20 protein-coding genes are annotated in these 20,724 nt (G+C 47.2%); 13 read left to right on the top strand and 7 right to left on the bottom strand.

The genetic code is table 11. From position 1 onward, the window contains the following. The first annotated feature begins 106 nt into the window (after positions 1–106). The gene (locus DHX103_RS00330) at positions 107–1,369 is read left to right on the top strand and encodes an MFS transporter (RefSeq protein WP_422124694.1); all 1,263 of its coding nucleotides are present in this window, start codon (positions 107–109) and stop codon (positions 1,367–1,369) included. A gap of 318 nt (positions 1,370–1,687) precedes the next feature. Here DHX103_RS00330 and citZ read toward each other — a convergent pair whose 3' ends face one another. After that, on the bottom strand, positions 1,688–2,803 hold the full coding sequence (citZ, locus tag DHX103_RS00325; protein WP_422123294.1) for a citrate synthase: 1,116 nt from the start codon (positions 2,801–2,803) through the stop codon (positions 1,688–1,690). 518 nt (positions 2,804–3,321) lie between these two features. Between citZ and DHX103_RS00320 the strand changes: the two genes are divergently transcribed. Together DHX103_RS00320 and DHX103_RS00315 are read left to right on the top strand one after the other, a co-directional pair. Then, positions 3,322–4,617: an L-lactate MFS transporter gene (locus tag DHX103_RS00320; RefSeq protein ID WP_422123293.1), complete on the top strand. Its 1,296-nt coding sequence runs from the start codon at positions 3,322–3,324 to the stop codon at positions 4,615–4,617. Between the two features lie 450 nt (positions 4,618–5,067). Next, a complete protein-coding gene (locus DHX103_RS00315; RefSeq protein ID WP_422123292.1) occupies positions 5,068–5,589 on the top strand; it encodes a hypothetical protein in 522 nt (173 codons plus the stop codon). 143 nt (positions 5,590–5,732) lie between these two features. On the opposite strand, the gene DHX103_RS00310 is transcribed toward DHX103_RS00315, so the two are convergent. After that, entirely contained in the window at positions 5,733–7,268 is a 1,536-nt protein-coding gene (locus tag DHX103_RS00310) for a Na/Pi cotransporter family protein (protein ID WP_422123291.1), read from the bottom strand. 104 nt (positions 7,269–7,372) lie between these two features. Here DHX103_RS00310 and DHX103_RS00305 point away from each other — a divergent pair, with 104 nt between their 5' ends. Continuing rightward, a complete protein-coding gene (locus DHX103_RS00305) occupies positions 7,373–7,645 on the top strand; it encodes a hypothetical protein (RefSeq protein WP_422123290.1) in 273 nt (90 codons plus the stop codon). A gap of 122 nt (positions 7,646–7,767) precedes the next feature. Here the strand turns inward: DHX103_RS00305 and DHX103_RS00300 are convergent, their stop codons facing one another. Next, complete coding sequence (locus DHX103_RS00300; protein WP_422123289.1) at positions 7,768–8,502, bottom strand: Bax inhibitor-1/YccA family protein; 735 nt, start codon at positions 8,500–8,502, stop codon at positions 7,768–7,770. A gap of 239 nt (positions 8,503–8,741) precedes the next feature. Then, a complete protein-coding gene (locus DHX103_RS00295) occupies positions 8,742–9,287 on the bottom strand; it encodes a hypothetical protein (RefSeq protein WP_422123288.1) in 546 nt (181 codons plus the stop codon). 253 nt (positions 9,288–9,540) lie between these two features. Between DHX103_RS00295 and DHX103_RS00290 the strand changes: the two genes are divergently transcribed. The 9 genes from DHX103_RS00290 to DHX103_RS00250 all read left to right on the top strand — a co-directional run bounded on the left by DHX103_RS00290 (position 9,541) and on the right by DHX103_RS00250 (position 17,055). Beyond that, positions 9,541–10,095 carry an RNA polymerase sigma factor gene (locus DHX103_RS00290; protein ID WP_422123287.1) on the top strand — a complete coding sequence of 185 codons (555 nt, stop codon included), beginning with the start codon at positions 9,541–9,543 and terminating at the stop codon, positions 10,093–10,095. A gap of 58 nt (positions 10,096–10,153) precedes the next feature. Beyond that, positions 10,154–11,353, top strand: a complete 1,200-nt coding sequence (locus DHX103_RS00285) for a cation:proton antiporter (RefSeq protein WP_422123286.1) — start codon at positions 10,154–10,156, stop codon at positions 11,351–11,353. Between the two features lie 143 nt (positions 11,354–11,496). Then, positions 11,497–12,402, top strand: a complete 906-nt coding sequence (locus DHX103_RS00280) for an HD domain-containing protein (RefSeq protein WP_422123285.1) — start codon at positions 11,497–11,499, stop codon at positions 12,400–12,402. 101 nt (positions 12,403–12,503) lie between these two features. Further along, positions 12,504–13,154 carry a vWA domain-containing protein gene (locus tag DHX103_RS00275; protein WP_422123284.1) on the top strand — a complete coding sequence of 217 codons (651 nt, stop codon included), beginning with the start codon at positions 12,504–12,506 and terminating at the stop codon, positions 13,152–13,154. A 142-nt stretch (positions 13,155–13,296) separates the two neighbouring features. Continuing rightward, positions 13,297–14,217, top strand: coding sequence for a YsnF/AvaK domain-containing protein (locus DHX103_RS00270; RefSeq protein ID WP_422123283.1), 921 nt, complete (start codon positions 13,297–13,299; stop codon positions 14,215–14,217). Between the two features lie 122 nt (positions 14,218–14,339). After that, entirely contained in the window at positions 14,340–15,197 is an 858-nt protein-coding gene (locus DHX103_RS00265; RefSeq protein ID WP_422123282.1) for a YsnF/AvaK domain-containing protein, read from the top strand. A 151-nt stretch (positions 15,198–15,348) separates the two neighbouring features. Then, a complete protein-coding gene (locus DHX103_RS00260) occupies positions 15,349–15,840 on the top strand; it encodes a DUF1648 domain-containing protein (RefSeq protein WP_422123281.1) in 492 nt (163 codons plus the stop codon). Between the two features lie 266 nt (positions 15,841–16,106). Then, positions 16,107–16,628 carry a TetR/AcrR family transcriptional regulator gene (locus DHX103_RS00255; protein WP_422123280.1) on the top strand — a complete coding sequence of 174 codons (522 nt, stop codon included), beginning with the start codon at positions 16,107–16,109 and terminating at the stop codon, positions 16,626–16,628. Between the two features lie 229 nt (positions 16,629–16,857). Beyond that, the gene (locus tag DHX103_RS00250; RefSeq protein ID WP_422123279.1) at positions 16,858–17,055 is read left to right on the top strand and encodes a hypothetical protein; all 198 of its coding nucleotides are present in this window, start codon (positions 16,858–16,860) and stop codon (positions 17,053–17,055) included. Positions 17,056–17,131: 76 nt separating this feature from the next. Here DHX103_RS00250 and nadA read toward each other — a convergent pair whose 3' ends face one another. Genes nadA through nadB form a run of 3 tightly spaced genes read right to left on the bottom strand, consistent with a single transcriptional unit; the run spans position 17,132 to position 20,639 of the window. Then, positions 17,132–18,226 (bottom strand): quinolinate synthase NadA, encoded by a 1,095-nt coding sequence (gene nadA / locus DHX103_RS00245; RefSeq protein WP_422123278.1) that lies wholly within the window; start codon positions 18,224–18,226, stop codon positions 17,132–17,134. Then, entirely contained in the window at positions 18,223–19,077 is an 855-nt protein-coding gene (gene nadC, locus DHX103_RS00240) for a carboxylating nicotinate-nucleotide diphosphorylase (RefSeq protein ID WP_422123277.1), read from the bottom strand. Before nadC ends, nadA begins: the two co-directional genes overlap by 4 nt. After that, positions 19,077–20,639 carry an L-aspartate oxidase gene (nadB, locus tag DHX103_RS00235; RefSeq protein ID WP_422123276.1) on the bottom strand — a complete coding sequence of 521 codons (1,563 nt, stop codon included), beginning with the start codon at positions 20,637–20,639 and terminating at the stop codon, positions 19,077–19,079. The genes nadC and nadB overlap by 1 nt, the downstream gene beginning before the upstream one ends. Between the last annotated feature and the right edge of the window lie 85 nt (positions 20,640–20,724).

Genomic DNA, 20,724 nt, shown 5'->3' with positions numbered 1-20,724 from the left:
TTTCGTCTTCAAGCGCATACTTAGATAAAACAGAAGATAGAAAGAAGGAAGTTTTGTGGCACAGAGAATTAAGAAACACAATTCGGAACAAAGGAATTCCGAATTGATGAGGCAATACACCGAATCACCGGAAATGCAGCAACAGCTGTACCGGAAAACGCTGTGGATCGTGGTCTTTGCGCAAATTTTGGGCGGTGCAGGACTGGCGGCAGGGGTTACGGTCGGCGCATTATTGGCGCAGGAAATGTTCGGAAGCGCGGGCTTTGCAGGAATTCCGACCGCTCTTTTCACATTAGGCTCTGCTGGCGGCGCATATCTTGTCGGTAAGCTGTCACAGAAATTCGGCCGGCGTCCAGGGCTTGCGACCGGATTTTTCATCGGTGGCGCAGGAGCAGTCGGCGTCATTTTATCGGCTGTTGCGGACAATTTAGTCTTCCTTTTGATCTCGCTCCTGTTTTACGGAGCAGGGACAGCGACCAATTTGCTGGCGCGTTACGCCGGGACGGACCTCGCAAGTTCGGAACAACGCGGAAAGGCAATCAGCATCGCTATGGTTGCGACGACATTCGGCGCGTTCGCCGGACCGAACCTTGTCGGCGTCATGGGCCGATTCGCCGAATCTATCAGCATTCCGGCGCTTGCGGGGCCATTCATCTTAGCGGCGGTGGCCTATTTTACGGCAGCACTCGTGCTGTTCTTATTCCTGCGACCGGATCCTTTGCTGGTGGCGAAAGCCGTTGCAGAGAAACAAGAGCAGGATGACAAGGCGGCGAACAAAGCAGTTGCCGCCGTACCGGCAATCAATAGCCGCGGTGTGTTTCTTGGTGCCACGGTGATGGTCATCACGCAAATGGTCATGGTGGCGATCATGACGATGACGCCCGTCCATATGGGCAATCACGGCCATACGCTCAGCGCAGTAGGCATGGTCATCAGCATCCATATCACGGCGATGTATTTGCCGTCATTGCTGACGGGCGTATTGGTCGATAAAATCGGCCGGATCGCGATGGTCGTCGCGGCAGGCGTCACACTTCTATCTGCCGGATTCGTTGCGGCAATGGCACCGGGTGGTTCGCTACCGATGCTGATACTGGCGCTGGCGTTGCTCGGGTTGGGCTGGAATTTCGGCTTGATCAGCGGCACGGCGTTAATCGTCGATTCGACATTGCCGGAGGCGAGAGCCAAAACACAAGGAACGGTCGATGTGCTTGTTGCGCTATCCGGCGCGGCGGGCGGCATGCTGTCGGGAATGGTTGTCGCGGGCTATAGTTTCACGATATTGTCACTCGGCGGCGGCTTCCTGGCATTGTTGTTGATCCCCGTTGTCGTATGGTCGCTTGGCAATAGCACTACCAAGACCGCATGATCATACAAAAAAAGGCGATTCTTGTTCATTCTTTTCTGTGTGAAGAAAGGGCGTTTTCACTCTCTCGTTTGCGACACAGTTAAAGGTCTACTCCTTGGTGGAAAGTGATCTGAGATATGGAGCAAAACAGCGCAGACGCCCAGGGGTCCAAGCGAAGTGCTGAGATCCACTCGGGCGAAGTGAAACGAGACCGAGTTAGCTCAGCGCAAGCCCCCAGGCAAGCAAGCTGTTTTGCGGAATATCGGTTTTATTTTTCTTGCTCAACAAGCAAAGGCGATTCCTGTGTTTACAGGAACCGCCTTTTTTTCATTTTCTATTTTATCTTTCTTCAACCGGTACGTAAGTCTGCATGCCCGGTCCGATATATTCCGCACGTGGGCGGATCAGGCGGTTGTTTGAATACTGCTCCAGAATATGAGCCAACCAGCCGGAAGTACGCGATACCGCGAAAATCGGTGTGAACAGATCGTGTTCGATGTTCAATGAATGATAGACAGAAGCCGAATAGAAATCCACGTTCGGTGGAAGGTTTTTCTGGCCTGTGACGATTTCATCGATTTTCACCGACATATCGTACCATTTTTCTTCGCCGCGGAGCTTCGTCAATTTCTGGGACATATCGCGCAGGTGTTTCGCACGCGGGTCACCTTTACGGTAGACGCGGTGGCCGAAGCCCATGATTTTTTCCTTGTTCGCCAGTTTTTCATTGATGACAGCTTCGACGTTTTCAACCGAGCCGATTTCAGTCAGCATTTTCATGACTTGTTCATTTGCGCCGCCGTGAAGGGGACCTTTTAATGCGCCAATCGCAGCCGTTACGCCAGAATAGACATCTGACAGAGTTGCGACTGCAACGCGTGCAGTGAATGTCGATGCGTTCAATTCGTGGTCAGCGTGGAGTACCAATGCTTTATTGAATGCTTCTTCTTCGATGTCAGCTGGAATTTCGCCAGACAGCATATAAAGGAAGTTAGCCGCGTAACTCAAATCGTTTTTCGGTGCAATCGGTTCCTGACCGCTGCGAACGCGTCCGAATGCAGTTACCAATGTAGCGATTTTCGCTTGGATGCGAATTGCTTTGCGATAATTCGCTTCCGGGTTCATCTCTTCAGCTTCTTCATCGAACAAGCCGAGCATCGAAACTGCTGTACGAAGAGCCGCCATCGGATGAACATTTTTAATGTCGTAAGTTTTATAATGATCCAAAACTGCTTGTGGCACAGCCATATTTTCAGTTAATTGCTGTTTCAGCTCAGCCAATTCGGCAGCTTGTGGCAAACGTTGATGCCATAGGAGGTAAATCACTTCTTCAAAACTGGCGTTATCGGCCAGGTCATCGATCTCGTATCCTACGTAGGTAAGTGTGTCGTCAATAATTGAACTGATGGCTGATTGAGTTGCTACTATTCCTTCTAAACCTTTTGTTGCTGTCAATTGAATCTCTCCTTTGAATGTGTTCGAGTCCTTAGCCAGGCCGGTTCATTCAACAATAGTTGTGAAGAAGACCGGAAAGCGTTTACATTCCGGTGGTTTCAACGTGCCCGGAAATGTCAACATGGCAGTTTCGGGTAAATGTGGCTAATTTGTGCTGTTTATTTACTGTAACTTAATTTAATGAAAATTCAGGACAGAATGATTGTGATTGCTTAATAAGTGCTTAAACCAGCATAATCGGAGTCTGAAGCAGATAATTATGGATATTAAGAGCCGATTTTGGATAAAAAACAGCTGTTGGAAGAAATAATTATTATTTCCTTATAGCTTATTCTGTAAAAATAAATAAATTTATAACGCTTCTCCGTTACTGCCAGCTGGCTTCAGCTGCTCTTTGGGGGCTGTATAAACTATTGGTTTTCAAAAAAGTTATTGTTTTATTTTGAATAAGCCTGTATTCTCAGAATCATTGCTTCGAAATTTATGAGGTGCATTTATACAGAACTGGAGGGTATTTGATGGGAAAAACAAAAAACAGGTGGTTGATTGCGTTAGCGGCAATTGCCATTCAGCTATCGATCGGGGCAGCATATGCCTATAGTGTTTATACGACGCCAATCAGCAATGAGATGGGCTGGGCGGCCAAAGAAATTACTTATGCCTTCACGATTATGATGGCACTTGGGGGTATCTCGGCAGCGTTCTTCGGCGGATTCGTCGAGAAGAAAGGGCCGCGAAAGTCTGCGATTCTGGCAGCAATCTTATTCGGTCTGGGCCAGGCGGGGGCAGGATTTGCCATCCAGATCGAATCGCTTGGATTATTTCTTCTTACATACGGTTTATTAAGTGGTCTTGGATTGGGAGTTGGCTATATTGCCCCTATTTCAACGCTTGTCAAATGGTTCCCGGACCGTCGAGGTTTGGCTACCGGAATGGCAGTTATGGGCTTTGGTGCGGGGGCACTGATTACAGCGCCGGTTGCAGCTAATCTAATTGGCTCATTTGGTGTCAGCACTACATTCTATATTCTTGGCATCAGCTATTTTATCCTGATCGTATTGGGTGCGTCATACATCGCTCCGCCACCGGCTGACTGGATGCCGCAGGGAATGCAGGCAGCCATCGATTCGGGCAAGAAAGTGATGAAAAAAGACCTGGAACAATTGACTGCCAAAGAAGCAGTGAAAACCCGCCGTTTCTGGATGGTCTGGTCAATGATGCTCATCAATGTCAGTGCCGGCATTATGATCATTTCAGTGGCGTCACCAATGTCACAGGAAATGATCGGGTTATCTGCAGCAGGCGCTGCGACATTAGTCGGCGTCATGGGAATTTTCAATGGCGGTGGCCGACTGGGCTGGGCTGCGATTTCTGATTTTATCGGACGTCCAACCGTTTTCACCATTTTCTTCGCGCTGCAGATTGTGGCATTCACCATGCTTCCGAATATTACCAACGTATTGATCTTCCAGGCTTTAATCCTGGTCATTGTCAGCTGCTACGGCGGCGGATTCTCCAACCTTCCAGCATTTATCGGAGATCTTTTCGGAACGAAGCAATTGGGTGCAATCCACGGTTATTTATTGACGACCTGGTCACTCGGCGGCATCATCGGACCGGCAATCGTTTCGCAGATCAGAGAGCGCACGGACAGCTATACTCCGGTGTTCTACGTCTTCCTTGTCCTGGTTTCCATCGCATTCCTGATTTCGTTGTTGATCCGCTGGGACATCAAACGAATTGAAGGCAAAGGGCAACCGGCAGGAGCAGCAACTGCATCAAAAGAGCTGAAGCTGCAAGAGAGCAATAACTGATAATCTGAACACAAAAAATAAGCCGGTTCCTTAAACCATAATGGTTTTGGAATCGGCTTTTTTTGTTTGGCAAGAAAGTGAAGAGGGCATCAGGGGGTGAGCACCCAACGGTTTATATTGGATTAAAGAGTTAGCTTGTTTATATCGCTTTGGTGCTAAGTATCGTCTAGATATGGAGCAAAACAGCGCAGACGCCCAGGGGGCCAAGCGAAGTGCTGAGATCCACTCGGGCGAAGTGAAACGAGACCGAGTTAGCTCAGCGCGAGCCCCCAGGCAAGCGAAGCTGTTTTGCGGAATATCGGTTACTATATTATTAATTTAATTTAGGTAGATTGAAAATAAATTTTTGATAATAGTCATAATATTCAGATATTAATGCTATAATGAGCGTGTGTATACAGGATGATAATACCGCTTGACCAATAAAACGGAAAAGGAGTGAGGATTCTCATGACTCGGAAAAAAATGAGTGCAGGTCTTGGGGCATTTTTGTTGTTTTTTGTATTGGGTGCCTGTAATCAGGCGGATGACCAATCTGATGGCATGGATGACACGGACGATACGGGGGGCAGTGAAGAAACGGCTGAGGTCACATACGAGAGTCATATCGAAGGCATTATCGAACAAAATTGCATTAGTTGCCATGGCGGAAATTCACCTTCTTTAGAAGAGTTTAGCGCAGATCCAGATCCGTATATTGCCGAGTCTAAAGGGCCGCGATTTGATAACTACGAAGAATTGGTCGTCTTAGTTAATGGCGATGATGCCGGTGCGATAATGCGCAGACTCGATGATGGAGAAAACACAGAGGACGGAGAACCCGGCAATATGTATGTCAATCTCGGCAGTACGGAAGAAGAAAGACAAGAAAATCTTGACACCTTTAAAGAATGGGTCGGGAGTTGGAATTTAAAACGCTCGGATGAATTGACTGATGAAGAACGGGCGGAAATTACTGCAGTTAGAGAGTGATTGAATTTCAAACTTTATCGAGTAATTCTTTAGCATTTCAGGGAGCTTCTTCAGCTCCCTTTTTGAGTGTGCTAAAATATTGGGCAGTTCAGGGGGGGGCAAGCTGTAATTTGGTTTATTGTAATGAAAATTTCCAGAGGATATTAATCGCTCAACCGCGCTACCGCCCGCCAAAAATGGTAGAGTACGCCGTCGTACCACAGCAGCGCATCGACTTTTTTCAGCACGAGATCGAGTTCAGCGCCGGATTTCGCGGCGCGCACAAAATATTCTTCGCGGCGGACTTTGCGGTGATTCGCCATAGCCGCTGATGCATCCCTGAGTTCCGACGTTAATGCCGGCATGGCTTTATCATCAAGAATGCGCTGCTCGGAATTATTCAGCAAAGGCAGGCAGCGTTCGGCAAGCCGCGGGTGGAGTTGGTTTGCATCTTTCGCGGCCGGTTCACTGAGCACCTGCAGCAGCCGGTCAATGTGGTCGAGTGCATGCAAAATGTGGACATGACGATTGAATACTTCCGGTGACATCGTCTCAATTTTTGTCAAAAATGTGCGAACCCGCATCGCCGCATTATGCAAACGGGCAATCTCTTCCGCATCGGCATCACCGCCCACAAGCAAATCGCGAGCCAATCCGAACAGTTTCGCCAGGATCAATTGGATGGTGCGATGCGCCGCTTCGAGACCAACTTCCGGAATGACTGCCACCGATGCATCCAAATGGTGCAGCAACGGATCACCTTTATCGGGCAGCAGCCATTCCAGCAGCCGGACGAACCAGGGCAGTATCGCTGCAAATGCCAGCACGCCGAGCACATTGAACAAAGTATGGAAAATGGCGATGCCGACAGCCGCGTCGAATGACCCGAAAAGGGCCGTGCTCAGACCGCGCGTCGCCCATAATAACAGCGGCGCGAGCAGCACAGCTAGAAACGCCGTACCCAAATTGAACAGCACGTGTGTCAGCCCCGCCCGTTTCGCCGCTGTTCCTGCCCCAATTGTAGCCAGCACCGCAGTAAATGTCGTGCCGATATTTTGGCCGATAACCAGGTAGGCGGCTTGTTCAAAGCCGATGACGCCAGAGAACAGCGCCGTCAACGTCGTGGCCACTGCGACCGACGACGACTGCATGATCACGGTCATCATTGCACCGACAAAAATCAGCAAAAAGATGTTTGTCAGCCCTTCAAAAGACACTGCTGCCTGCAGCTCCGTCATTCCAGTCTGCAGCACCCCGATGCCGAGGAACAGCAATCCGAAGCCGGCAAAAGCCTTGCCGTAGGCGGCCTGAGGTTTTGGCAGTGCCGTTTTCGCCAGCATGCCGATGCCGATGATTGGCAGCGCCCACGCCAACAAATCCACCTTGAAACCGATGAGCGACACCAGCCAACCCGTGCTCGTACTACCGATGTTCGCCCCCATGATCAAGCCGATCGATTGCCGGAAGGGCAGCAAGCCGGCGCTGACAAAGCCGATTGTCAACACCGTCACCGCAGTCGAGGATTGGATGATCGCGGTGAACAAAGCGCCGGAAAAAATGGCGCGGGCGGTTCCGCCGGCAATACGGTTCATCCAGTCTTTGATGAACTCGCCTGCCAGTTCTTTCAATGCTCCTGTCATCATCTGCATGCCGAGCACAAACAAGCCGATGCCACCGATGAGCGTCGCTGCCATCTCCATAATGTTCACCTCCAGCACATTACTTTCCTCAAGTGTAAAGCAAACCGTCGATAAATCCGCTTCTTTTGACTGAAAATTCTATCTTTTATGCAAGGGATGTTGTTATGATTATAAAAATGGCTATTTCAAGTCGAACGCGGCAAGCGGAATTACAAATCAGAAAAGAAAATTCAAGAGGAAGAGGTGTTATTGTGGCTGAAAAAAACAAAACCGACTACTCAAAAATTCCATTTACCGGCTTGGGTTTAATATTTGGAACTGCGATTGGTGCTGCCTTAAGCCTGATAATTACAGGAAATGTTATTTGGGCTGGAGTGGGAACTGGAATTGGGTTGGTAATTGGGGCAGCGATCGATGGCTATAAGAAACGGCAATAGTTTTTAGCAAGAAAGGCAACAAGTGCTGGTTTTTTGAACTCCACTCAGAAGAGATTCATTTTTTGATGTTGAATTCTGCTTGGAATTGAAAAATAAAAAACGCCCCGAAGGACGTTTTTGGGTTACCTGCTGCGCAGTTTCGACAGCAAGCGAAGAATTTCGAGGTAAAGCCAAACCAATGTGACAAGCAAGCCGAAAGCTCCGTACCATTCAAAGTATTTTGGGACTCTGCTGGCGGAAGCATTTTCAATATAGTCAAAATCGAGCACGAGATTCAATGCGGCAATGATGACAATAACGACGCTGATGGCGATGCCGATTGGCGAGGAATCATGCAGATAGGGAACATTGAATCCGAAAAACCCGCCGACAAACGATACGATATAGACAAGGAAGATGGCGCCTGTTGCAGCGATTACGCCGAGTCTGAAGTTCTTTGTGACTTTGATGATACCTGATTTATAAGCGAATAACAGGCTGAAAAGCACACCCATTGTCAAAAGAACGGCCTGGAAGACGATTCCGCCATATTGCGCTTCGTATTGCGCGGAAATGGCCCCGAGGAATAATCCTTCGAGCAATGCGTAAAGTGGAGCGGTGAAAGGTGCGATTTTCGGGACGAAAATGGTGATGATGGCTACTACCAAACCGCCGATTGCGCCAATAAGTATAAGCGGCAGAACGTTGCCGGGATTGGTGGCAAATTGGTTCCAGGAATAGACGAATGTCGCCAACACGAGGAGCAGAAGGATCAATGTCTTATTCACCGTTCCTTGAATGGTCATTGTGTTGCTGGAATCGAATTTGTCGAATTTCTCAAATGCTTCTTTTTTCAAACTTGGATTACCGCTTCTCAAAAAATTTCACCTCTTCATTAATAACGAGCAAATTCCATTGTATCGTGTAAGTAGTCAATGACCAAATACATAGCATTGCTGCTGATTGGGGTGGGGGATTAGAAATGGAAGAGTAGAGAAGGATTTATATGTACGGTTTTATTGATGCGAAATATCCGGCTGCCTTGAAAGGATATCGCATAAAAAAGCCGTTGTTGTAACTTCACAACAACGGCCTTGTCGGGGTCATATTCGTCAATTTACTCAGGAAATTCAGTTGTGTCATTCACTATATACCATGCATCATTCAAGCCTTGTCCGTTAACATCTCCCTCAATCATATCGTTAACAAAATAGTATAGGGGATATCCTTTATAGGTCACTTGTTCCTCTCCATTGTCTTCCCGTGTAATTGTGTCGAAATCATCATCTTCATATCCCTCCGGCTCGTCGATTTCCGACGCGGTAAAAGCAGGCCAGTTGACTAAACAATCATCGGTGCAATTGCTTGTCTCAGGCTCATCATTTGTGAAGTAATAGAGGGTCATCCCTTCAGAATCTGCCAAGTATTCGCCAACAGAGTCATTTTCCATTACCCGCAAAGCTTGTTCGGAATCTTCGTTGTCGTCGCTATCGTCAGTTTCACCGTTATCATCATCGGTACTGTTTTCTTCTGTTCCGGCCGGTTCTTCTGTTTCCTCTGGCGGGGAAGGGTCTCCGCCCATATAATTTTCCTGGTCATTGCCGCAGGCCGCCAACAAAAATAATGCGGAGAGAATGGTGAAAAGAAACAAACGCTTTTCCATTTTTCGAACCCCTTTCTCAAGTTTTTTATTTTCGAAGAAGAAAGCATTGGACTGAGGCATGAGTGAATTAGGAGATGGTAGGACCCAACACAGAACAAGGGACTGCATCATGACTTCCGTTTACTCAGAATATTCTCTATATTATAGGTAACGTAGAAACCCTTAAACAGGTTTGAAATTCATCGTAATTATTTTTATTTCTTGAATTTATTTACTGCAAACCAGAAACTGCGGGGAGAAGGTGTGCGCTGACATGAAATGTAAAAGTGACATGGAATTGATGGAACTGGTCGAGCAGAAACACCGCGCCGCATTGGAAGAATTATATGAACGCTACATTGGATTGGTTTATAGTTTTGTCTTCAAATTTTGCAATGGCAATACCGAAACAACGAAGGAAATCAGCCAATTGATTTTTTTGAAACTGTGGACCACTGACAGCATTTACGACGAGTCCAAAGGGAGCTTTGTAAATTGGCTTTTGACGATTTCAAGGAACGTCTGTATTGATCATTTCCGACATGAACAGGCGCAAAAACGGTCGAAGACAGCATTTGGAGAGGATCGGTTATCGGAACAGACCAATCAATCGGATGAAATAGAACAATTGATTGATAAAAATGAGATTTCGGAAGCGAAGAAATGCCTAACCGCGGCGCAACTCCGGACCGTAAATCTTTTCTATTGGAAAGGCTACTCGCTGAATGAAATTTCGCAAATCGAGGATGAGCCTGTAGGGACCATCAAAAGCCGGCTCCATCAATCGTTGATAAAATTGCGCAAGCAAATTGGTAAAGAGGATCAGTGACGATGCAAGCTTTTGGTGAACACACCTCACTTGAAAAACTGGACAGGAGGTCGTTTTGGTGGTCACACATCAAATGCTTATCCTATTATTTATCGGCTACATCGTCTACACGATTGATATCAAGAAGAAGTTTTTTCCGGTTCCTGTCGTGCTGGTGTTGATAGGATTGGGCTTGTCCTTTGTCCCTTATTTCGAGAATTTCACCATCTCGAAAGATATTATTTTCAACGTCTTTCTTCCCGCCATTCTTTTTACGTCCGCTTACCAGTTTCCCCTGAAACCTTTGAAGGAAAATATCGGCATTATCCTCATGTTAAGTACGATCGGCATGATTGCTACCGTTTTTCTGCTGGGCCTGTCCATTTATCTGGCGGGAACGTTCTTTACCGCGCTGTCACTTACTGCAGCTTTTCTGGTGGCTGCAATATTTGCACCCACTGATCCGGCTTCGGTCACTGCAATCCTGCAAGAAAGCACCGGCGCAGAGCAAATTGTAGATGTTGTGGAAGGGGAGTCGATGATCAATGATGGCACAAGCATCGTCTTTTTCACCGTTTTCCTGACAATGTACCAGACTGGAGGGAGCTTTTCTGCAGGTAAATTCCTTTCGGAGCTCTTCCTGGTCTCGGTTGGCGGAATACTGCTGGGCATCGGGATCGGCTGGCTGATGAGGAAAACGATCCGCTTCATGCAGGATAAAAAATATCAGGTCATGCTGAGCATAGTAGGTGCGTACGGGGGTTTTTATATCAGTGAAGCCATCGGATTTTCTGGTGTCCTGGCGACAGTGGCCGCTGGTATTTTTGTGTCCTATGAAATGAGCAAGGACATTAAGGAAGATAATCTCAAAGAATCGCTTGATGGTTTTTGGGATATCGTCACGCCGGTATTGCTGGCAGTGCTGTTTCTTCTGATCGGCATCCGCGGGGCTGAGTATCTGGCATTTTCAGAGTGGTGGTATGCAATTGCGATTTTCCTGCTTGCCATCATTATCCGCTTTATCGTCATAGCCGCAATTATCTACGGTGTTCCCAGGTGGCGCCGAGAATTTAAAAATGACTTTTCAACCATTACATTAACTGCCTGGTCAGGCATAAAAGGTGCAATGTCGGTGGCGTTGCTGCTATGGCTTGAAGAAACGGCTTCCGGCAGCGAACAGATTTTGGTGTCGTTGACTTTTGCCGCAATTCTGCTGTCCCTGATCGTCCAAAGCCTTGGTATCTATCCTTTGTCAAAAGTTTTGAAAAATCTCCAATAATCCTTATAAGCTATTGAGAAGAAAAAAATTCGCTATTGCATTTTCATTCATTGCAAATTAAACGCTGATGAAAAGTGGATTGAATATGATAAAATTAGTGGAATAGTAAGTCTTTGGAAACCCAAGGAGAATGGAGGAGTCCCATGAGTCAGCTGATTGATAACGCAACCCGTTTTGCAGCAGTGAAGCATGATGGCCAATACCGCAAAGGGACAAATATCCCTTATATCACGCACCCCCTTGGTGTCGCAATGATTCTGTTGGAGGAAAAACAGCCGCAAAAGGTCGTTGTGGCCGCTTTATTGCACGATACGCTCGAAGACACGGATGCAACAGAAGAAGAGCTGTTCAAAAATTTCGGAGAAGACATTTTGATGCTGGTAAAATCCGCTTCTGAACCGGACAAGTCACTGTCCTGGGAATTGCGAAAACAGCGCACAATCGATGTGTTGCCTTATCATTCCACGGATGAACTGTATCTGATCCTGGCAGATAAATTGCATAATTTACGTTCTATTCAGGCTGATGTGCAAAAACAAGGAGAAAGCACATGGAATCGGTTTAATAGAGGAAAACGCGATCAAAGCTGGTATTATATGGGCATCCTCAATGCGTTAAAAGACAGGAAAAGAGAAATCCCGCTGATCCGAAAGTTGGAAGAAGAAGCAATGGCGCTTTTCATCGGTAAAAAGCGGTTGACGCTCCATGATATTCAACTCCTGTTTAATAGCATCCATTCTGGCGTTGAGAAAGAGTGGGAAGATTTGCAGGAATCGGGGCTGGCTGATTTTGTTGAAGAATTGCGGGTCGCTGCAGCAACTCGAATCGAATCGGGAAGGGCTGAGGAATTTCTGCCCGTTCAACTTCTTTTGGAGCAGAACGGAATGGAGTTGAAGCTGACTGAGGCGAACAGGGGATATGCATATGCCTATCTGCAGGAAGTCAAGCACCGCCTGGCCTGGAATGACGAATTGTTCCTGAAATATTTCAGGCAGTTTATGTCACCGAACGATTTTATCCGAATAGAAAAACGGACAATAGAGGAATGAGACATTTTAGCGGTGCCAGAATTGTCGCTTCCAAAGCGACCTTTTTCCTGGCTGAAAATCGTATCCTTAAGTTGTAATCAAAACTTAAGGAGGAACAGAAAATGACAAACGAAATGACGGAATTGGTATTCATACTCGACAAGAGCGGTTCAATGGCGGGACTGGAAAAAGACACAATCGGCGGTTTTAACGCGCTGGTCGAAAAGCAGCGGAATCTGCCCGGTGAAGTGCGGGTCACGACGGTGCTCTTCAACCAATCCTATGAATTGCTGCATGACCGGATTGCACTGGAAGGAATTTCACCGCTCACGGAAACGGATTACGAAGTCGGTGGCACAACAGCTCTTCTGGATGCCATCGGTTCGACCATCCAAAAGATCAGCAATGCCCAGCAGCGGACGATGGAACAGGCGCGAGCAGACAAGGTGATGTTCGTCATCACGACGGATGGCATGGAAAACTCCAGCTGCGAATATAATTACAAAAAAATCCATGAAATGATTGCCGCGCAGAAGGACAAAGCGAATTGGGAATTCATTTTTCTTGGTGCCAACATCGACGCCGTTGCCACAGCGAAGCAATTTGGCGTGGCAGAGGAATTTGCAGTTGAGTATCATGCAGACGCTGAAGGAACGCAATTGAATTACCAGGTTCTTAGCGAAGCGGTGACCTCGTTCCGCACCGGCAAAGCGATCGACCGCAACTGGAAAAAGGATATTGAAAAGGATTTCAAATCCCGTGCCAAGAAATAATTGGGTGTTTTAAAAGTCTCTCCTTTGCAGGGAAGGCTTTTTTATTGCGCAAAACCATCAGTAGTTTTGATTGAAATTGCAAAGGGTAGTGAAACTATACGGAGAAATTTCAATCAAATCGATTGTTGGAGGTATGTAAACAATGGACAACAAGGGCAATAAGCGTTTCGGTTTTTTTGGCGGGCAAATGGAAGTTCAGGAAAAAATCGAAGAATTGAAAATGGATGGTTACCCAACGGATAATTTATACGTTATCGCCAAAGATAATGAGCAGATCAATGGCTTGCGCTCCTATTCAGATGTCCATTTCAGTACGGAACAGGACGGCGAATGGATCGACAAGTTCAAAGAAATGTTTTCCGGCAACCACTCGTTAAAAAACGTGTTTGAGGAAATGGGTTTTACGAGAGATGAAGCGGAAGACTTCAATCGCCGCATTGAGAACGGAGAAATTTTCCTGTTCGCGGATGATGAAGTCTACGCAGCGGCCACCACACATGATGCGTCTCCTGCAACGGGTGACCCAACTATGCCGGACAATGAATTCACAGAAGCTCATCGTATTTCAGGTTCCGCAGTCGGCGGCACTTCCTATAATCCGGACAATGAATTCGGGGAGCCGGCCAAGATGAGCCGGAAGGACCGCCGGAAAAACCGTTCCGACTCAGAAGAAGACAGCTTGTTCCTGCACGAAGAACAGTTGGAGGTACACAAAGAGCGCGTCCAGACGGGTGAAGTGAACATAAACAAACGAGTTGTTGAAGAGCAGCAGGAAATGGATGTGCCGGTGGAACGAGATGAGGTAACGGTTGAAAGAAGACCGGTGACGGACAATGGCAACCCCGATGAAGAGGTGCAAAAAGAGCCTTATCAGGTAGGGGATGAACTTCATATCCCCGTCGTTGAAGAAAGACTCGTCGTGACGAAAATAGAAGTGGTAACAGAAGAAATTGTGGTCACGAAAAGAAAAATTACCGATACCAAGCACATCTCGGAAACGCTGCGCCGTGAAGAAGTGGATATTGATGACAGCGATTTGCCTGCAGGCGACCGTGAGAAATAAGCAGCAGAATTCATCGCTGCGATTGGCCGTTCCCGCCGGCAATGTTTAATGTTGAGCCTACCGGGTACTAATTATGTAGTTTCATCTATAAAGAAAATCACAATTTTATTGGAGGTTTTAAGATGAAGAACAATAATGACAAATTAGTCGGTACATTCGAGCTGCAGGCCCAGGTATTTAAGAAAATTGAAGAATTGAAAGAGCAGGGCTACCGGGAAGAGGATATGTATGTAGTTGCCAAAGACGGTGCCAATATTGATACATTGCAGGACAAGACGAGAACGAACATTACGTCCGGAGACAAAGACACCGGGTGGAAAGATAAATTCACGAATCTGTTCTCTGGGGATGATACGGAACGAAATTCGTATCGCAATGTAAGTGATGATTCGAACCAGGGTTCCGATTACAGCAGCCATGTCGAAAATGGCCGCATCCTATTGTATGTGGACCAGGACTTTGCCGGCACTTCCGGCACTTTTGCCAGTGGAAGCACAACGGGAGCTGGCGGAGATTTAAGCCGCGGCAATCGTGAAAGTTCGGGTACCGGCAATGAAGAAAGCATGAAACTGCATGAAGAACGGTTGAATGTTGATAAAGAGCGTGTGCAGACCGGTGAAGTCAATGTCGGCAAGCATGTTGTGGAAGAAGAACAAACGGTTGATGTGCCGGTGCAGCGCGAGGAAGTTTATGTCGAACGGCGTCCGGTAAATGAAGGATCCGATGTAACGGATCGTGATCGTGATGGACTTGGCGACAAAGACTCGATTCATGTGGATGTAAACGAAGAACGGTTAAACGTGACGAAAGATGATGTTGTCAGTGAAGAAATTGTCGTCGGCAAACGCAAAGTGCAAGATACCGAGCATGTTAGTGAAACCGTTCGCCGTGAAGAAGCGGATATTGATGAAGACGCCAACAAAAATAAAGACAAAGACAAAGGTTTATTCAGCGACGATGACCGCAAACGGGGTTTGTAAATCGAATATAAAGGACAATGAAATAGCCATAGAGCCGCAGCGGAATTTTCCGCTGCGGCTTTTCTGTGCTCAATTCTTGCGTATGATTTCATCGCATACTGAAACTTATCCAACTTTCTTCCGTATTAAATGAAAGAGGGAGGGGTAGCCGATGAAAAAGCAACCTGCAATGGAGCTTCCGAAATCATCGTTGGCGAGGTTTCTTGATGTTTTTACGCTATTAATTTTCATTGCTGTCATCATTTATTTGATAAACGCCTATCCATCCTTGCCGGATCGGGTACCAGGCCATTACGACGCTTCGGGAACAGTTGATCGATGGGGAAGCAAAATTGAATTGTGGATCCTCCCACTAGTAGCAGCCGGGCTATGGATCATGATGACCATCTTGGAAAGGTATCCGCATATCTTCAATTACATCAATTTAAGAGAAGACAACCTTGAAGCACAATACCGCAACGGAGTATTCATGGTCAATGTGCTGAAAAATGAATCCGTCCTGCTGTTCAGCTTTCTGATATTCCAGGGGAGTCGTGTAGCAGATGGCGCAGCAGCAGGATTAGGGGATTTTTTCCTGCCAATCTTCATGTTTGTGATATTCGGCAGCATAATCATATTTCTGATAAAGATGATTCGGATGTGAACCCATGGGAAGGCCTTTGGAGACCAGTTATCCAGTAACCCACAGAACAACGAGGTTATCCACAATACAGCAAAGTTATTAACTATTTGATAATACAGTTGTATTAAATAGCGCTGTGGAGTGATTTTTATTTGATACAGTCGTATCATATTTATTGAATAATAAAAGTATTCTGATAAAATGGATATATGCCAAAACTTATTGATCACCAAACCAAAAAATTGGATATTGCACATGCCGCATGGAAAATAATCTTAAAGGAGGGCGTGGGAGGGGCATCTGTACGAAATATAGCAAAGGAGGCAAGTATAACTCTTGGTGCATTGCGTTATTATTTCAAGTCACAGGAAGAGCTGCTCGCTTTTACGGAAGACCTGATTCATGCGGAACTGGCTGAACGGACGTCCGAACTTTTCATGCTGGATCTGCCGCCGCAGGAAAAAATTCTAAACGTTTTGCTCGGCTTATTGCCAACGGCAGAAGGCGGGGATGCCGCGGCTGAAGCCCGGTTGATATTCAAATTGCAGAAGAACTTCTCGCAAAAATCCTATGACTCCAGCCGCGACAGCATTTACCAGGCCGTGAAATCCATCATGTCGAATTTGGTGATGCTCAATCTGCTGAAAAAAGACACGGATTTGAGCCTTCAAACGGACAGGTTGTATGCTTTAATGGACGGCCTGGCGATGGATTTGATGCTTCGTGGAACCGAACTTAACCCGGCGAAGGGGCGGAACATCCTGCAAGCCCATATCAATTCCATATGCAAAGAGGAAAGTGGGGGTTAACTTGGGCTCCTGCTTTTAATTTGGAAGAGATTTATTTAAAAGTAAAATAGTTATACAAGGTGTATATAAGGGTTGGGCAGTTTGTTTACTTTACATAATATGAATATTTATCATAAATTAAAAAGTTTACGAAATGAAAAAAGGAGGTATAAATCATTAAACTTTCAATTATCTTGAATGTGAAATAAACTAAAAGAAGCAATTCATCCCACAAGAGGAGTTGAGACCGATGAGTTTAGAAACGATCAAAGGTTCAAGCATGGTTGTCAAAATGACGCGTACTCTGATGAATGAAGGCTGGTCGTTCACTCCAGATGAATTTGACGTGATTATCAAAGCGGAAAATAAAACAACTGGAGAATCCATTTCCTTTCCTTCCATCGGAAACTTGAAGACCTGGCTGTATCAAAAAGCATTAAGTATTTAAAGACATAGAAAAATCCCGCACCTCATTAAAACGAGATGTGGGATTTTTTCGTTGTCCAGACTCCAGTGCCAGGCATTTAAAGCATTTTTTCCAAAGCCATCACAGCTTCATCCGTTGTCTGTTTATCCACCGTAATGCGGTTGATCACCCGCTCTTCAACCAATTCTTCCAGAACCCAGGTTAAATGTGGCAGATCGATTCGGTTCATCGTCAGGCACGGGCACATATACGGGTTGAGTGACACAATATCACGGTCCGGATAATCGTTGATCAGCCGGTTCACGAGATTCATTTCTGTGCCGATTGCCCATTTTGATCCGGGTTCGGAGGCTGCAATCATGTCGATGATGTATTTGGTCGAACCGGCGTAATCTGAAATACTGACCACTTCATAGGTGCATTCGGGATGGACCAGGATATTGCGGTCCGGTTCTTTGGTTCGCAGAATTTCGACATGCTTCGGCAGGAAATTCATATGCACCGAGCAATGGCCTTTCCAGAGGATAACTTTGACTTCATCCAGTTCACATTGCAATTCCAATTTCTGTTTGATGGGATCCCACACGGCCATGTGCTCGAGTGGAATGCCGAGTTTCACCGCGGTATTTCTTCCCAGATGCTGATCTGGCAGGAACAGCATACGCTCTTTTTGGCCGAGCGCCCATTCCACCATTTCCACCGCATTAGAGGAAGTTACGGTTGCACCACTGTTTCTGCCCACAAAAGCTTTGATGGCAGCGGTGGAATTGACGTAAGTCAACGGTGTGATGGTGTCGCCGAACAGCTCTTGCAGTTGGAGCCAGGCACGTTCGGTCTGATCGATATTTGCCATATCCGCCATTGAGCAGCCGGCACGCATATCCGGAAGCAGAACGGCCTGTTCGGGTGTTGTTAACATGTCGGCTGTTTCCGCCATAAAATGGACGCCGCAGAAAATGATGTAATCAGCGGTTTGGCTGCCGGCAATCTGCGACAATTGCAAGGAGTCGCCGGTGACATCCGCATAACGGATCACTTCATCTTTTTGATAATGATGGCCGAGTATATACAGGCGATCACCCAATAATTCGCGTGCATGCTTTGCCCGTGCATGCAATTCTTCGGTCGTGGCGGACAGATAATGATCGGGCATGGCATCCGCCAATTGCAGTTCTTCCAACAATGAAGTCATTGTGTAATTGCCTCCTTATGTGAAACGCTTAAATTCATAGTCATATCCAGATTGCTGATGCTGTGCGTCAAGGCGCCGATGGAAATGACGTCGACGCCGGTGTCGCGGTAATCCGCGAGACTCGCCAAATCGATGCCGCCGGATGCTTCTGTTCGGATGCTGGCGGGTACAAGTTCCACCCAGCGTTTGATCTGTCCCGGCGTCTGGTTGTCGAACATAATGACATCCGGTGCGGCAGCGATTGCTTCTAGCAATTGCTGTTCTGTTTCCACTTCCACTTCGACCACCATCATATGGCCATGTGCTGCACGGACTTTTCTGATAGCTTCAGTGATTGAACCGGCAGCAGCAATGTGATTGTCTTTCAGCATAACCGCGTCGTAAAGCCCGTTGCGGTGATTGAATCCGCCGCCTGTTCGCACAGCGTATTTCTCGAACATCCGGAGGCCGGGAGTGGTTTTTCGGGTATCGACGATGCGTGTGTGGGAAGAACCAAGTGCTGCCACACATTGCTGCGTCAACGTGGCAATCGCACTCATCCGTTGAACAAGATTGAGGAAGACGCGTTCGCCCGCCAACAGCCCTGCCACATTGCCGCTGATTTTCACAATCGCCTCGCCGGCAACTACCTGGTCACCATCGCTTTTGAGTTTTTGAACGGTGATGGAAGGATCCAGCAGGTGATAGCCCCACTCGAAATTTTGCAAACCGGCAATGACCCCGGCCGTTTTCATCCGAACGATTGCCTCGCCCGAATCGCTGTCTTCAAAAATGACTGAGGAGGCATCCCGATCCCCAATATCTTCGATTAAAAAATGTTTCAACGCTCTTTCCGCCAGTAATTTGTTCATTATACAGTCTCCTTGCTGTGAATTTTCCGTTCATTGAATGAAATTCCATTTTTTGAGAGTTCAATCACTTTTCCTTGCCACTCAGCCGACAGGGCAGGGTAATCAGTCCGGAAGTGTGCACCGCGGCTTTCGTCGCGCAGATAGGCGGCCGTTGCAATGAGCGTGCTGGCAGTCTGGCGATGAAAACGACTGATTTCCTCGTTGCTCAGAAGCAGTAAATCTTCAACTATGTGCATTTTGTATGCTTCAATAAACGATTTCAACCGTGTTTTTTCACGGACAATGCCGACTGAGCGGGTCATCTCCAGGCGCATCCCTTCTTGATGAGGGAGTGATGTGGTAAATGAGTTGGCTGCAATATGCCAGCTTGGCTCCAGGAATTGGGAAGATTCAAATTCATCACGGACAGAATTCGAAAGATATTCGCCAAGCCGTTTCGCAAAAACGAGTGCTTCAAGCAGCGAGTTGCTTGCCAGCCGATTGGCTCCGTGAACGCCGGTAGAGGCAATTTCTCCAATGGCATAGAGACCGGCAATATTTGTTCTGCCTCTGTCGTCCGTTTTGACGCCGCCCATATGAAAATGTGCACCCGGCCGGACAGGGAGGAGATCGGTCGCAGGATCGATCCCGTGAGCCAGGCAATTTTTTAGAATCGAAGGGAATTTATTGCGGAAATCAGCTATATGCCGGGCATCCAGGTAAACGGGGCCTTGCTGCTGCCAATGCCATTCGATCGCGCGCGCAACAATGTCGCGCGCGGCAAGTTCCTTTAATGGATGAATTCCATCCATAATAGAGCGGCCGTTTTGATTAACCAGCAACGCCCCTTCTCCCCGAACGGCCTCGGAAATTAAGCCTTTGGATTGGCCATCTATCGTTAAAATGGTTGGGTGGAACTGGACGAATTCCAGATCTTCCAAAATGGCTCCGGCGCGGTAGGCGAGCGACAGTCCGTCGCCTTCTGCAACGGACGCGTTGGAAGTGTTGCTGTATAAGGCCCCGACACCGCCCGTTGCCAGAACGGTATGACGGGCATTGATCACACTTCTTTTGTCGTCTATGTCACTCGCAATTATGCCCAGGCATCGTTCTTCGTCGATAACGAGCTCCAGCGCCTGGTGGTGAGAAAAACGGTGGATGCGGTTTTCGGTTTTCTTCAATAAATAGCGCATCAGCATTTTACCGCTCTGGTCACCGCCGGCATGCAGGATGCGCCGTTTGCTATGGGCGCCTTCCATTCCGAGGAGGGGGTTTCCGGCATCATCCTTATCGAAGGGCAAGCCGTCTGCCATTAACTGGCGGATGAGGGATTCACCTTCACCCGTCAAAATTTCCACTCGCTCTGGCGCTGAATGGCCGGCGGTCGCCTGTAAAGTGTCTTCGGCGTGAGCTGCCGGTGAATCAGTGGGATCGAGGCTGGACGCAATGCCTCCCTGGGCAAGGCTCGAATTTGCGTTTGTGGGTGTGTCTTTCGTCAATACGGCAATCTTATAATGAGCAGGCAGCGAATGGGCCAGCATGAGGCCGGCAGCACCCCCGCCAATAATACAAACATCAAACAAACTTTACACCTTCTTTACAAGTGTCTTGACACTATTAATGACATAAAGATACAGTGATTACAAGATTAAAATGCATTTCGAAGGG

Origin of the sequence: Planococcus daihaiensis (assembly GCF_049262615.1) — a bacterium.
In the GTDB taxonomy this organism is placed as follows: Bacteria; Bacillota; Bacilli; order Bacillales_A; family Planococcaceae; genus Planococcus.
The sequence above is the reverse complement of the archived record's forward strand: the minus strand, read 5'-3'. Positions and strand labels throughout refer to the sequence as shown.

What these genes read in the sequence shown, in the direction of transcription:
- nadC (WP_422123277.1), bottom strand. Translation starts at nt 19,077, where the DNA reads ATGAACAAATTACTGGCGGAAAGAGCGTTGAAACATTTTTTAATCGAA.
- DHX103_RS00250 (WP_422123279.1), top strand. Translation starts at nt 16,858, where the DNA reads ATGAGTTTAGAAACGATCAAAGGTTCAAGCATGGTTGTCAAAATGACG.
- DHX103_RS00295 (WP_422123288.1), bottom strand. Translation starts at nt 9,287, where the DNA reads ATGGAAAAGCGTTTGTTTCTTTTCACCATTCTCTCCGCATTATTTTTG.
- DHX103_RS00260 (WP_422123281.1), top strand. Translation starts at nt 15,349, where the DNA reads ATGAAAAAGCAACCTGCAATGGAGCTTCCGAAATCATCGTTGGCGAGG.
- DHX103_RS00305 (WP_422123290.1), top strand. Translation starts at nt 7,373, where the DNA reads ATGATTATAAAAATGGCTATTTCAAGTCGAACGCGGCAAGCGGAATTA.
- DHX103_RS00320 (WP_422123293.1), top strand. Translation starts at nt 3,322, where the DNA reads ATGGGAAAAACAAAAAACAGGTGGTTGATTGCGTTAGCGGCAATTGCC.
- DHX103_RS00280 (WP_422123285.1), top strand. Translation starts at nt 11,497, where the DNA reads ATGAGTCAGCTGATTGATAACGCAACCCGTTTTGCAGCAGTGAAGCAT.
- DHX103_RS00275 (WP_422123284.1), top strand. Translation starts at nt 12,504, where the DNA reads ATGACAAACGAAATGACGGAATTGGTATTCATACTCGACAAGAGCGGT.
- DHX103_RS00330 (WP_422124694.1), top strand. Translation starts at nt 107, where the DNA reads ATGAGGCAATACACCGAATCACCGGAAATGCAGCAACAGCTGTACCGG.
- DHX103_RS00315 (WP_422123292.1), top strand. Translation starts at nt 5,068, where the DNA reads ATGACTCGGAAAAAAATGAGTGCAGGTCTTGGGGCATTTTTGTTGTTT.
- DHX103_RS00290 (WP_422123287.1), top strand. Translation starts at nt 9,541, where the DNA reads ATGAAATGTAAAAGTGACATGGAATTGATGGAACTGGTCGAGCAGAAA.
- DHX103_RS00310 (WP_422123291.1), bottom strand. Translation starts at nt 7,268, where the DNA reads ATGGAGATGGCAGCGACGCTCATCGGTGGCATCGGCTTGTTTGTGCTC.
- DHX103_RS00270 (WP_422123283.1), top strand. Translation starts at nt 13,297, where the DNA reads ATGGACAACAAGGGCAATAAGCGTTTCGGTTTTTTTGGCGGGCAAATG.
- nadA (WP_422123278.1), bottom strand. Translation starts at nt 18,226, where the DNA reads ATGACTTCATTGTTGGAAGAACTGCAATTGGCGGATGCCATGCCCGAT.
- DHX103_RS00265 (WP_422123282.1), top strand. Translation starts at nt 14,340, where the DNA reads ATGAAGAACAATAATGACAAATTAGTCGGTACATTCGAGCTGCAGGCC.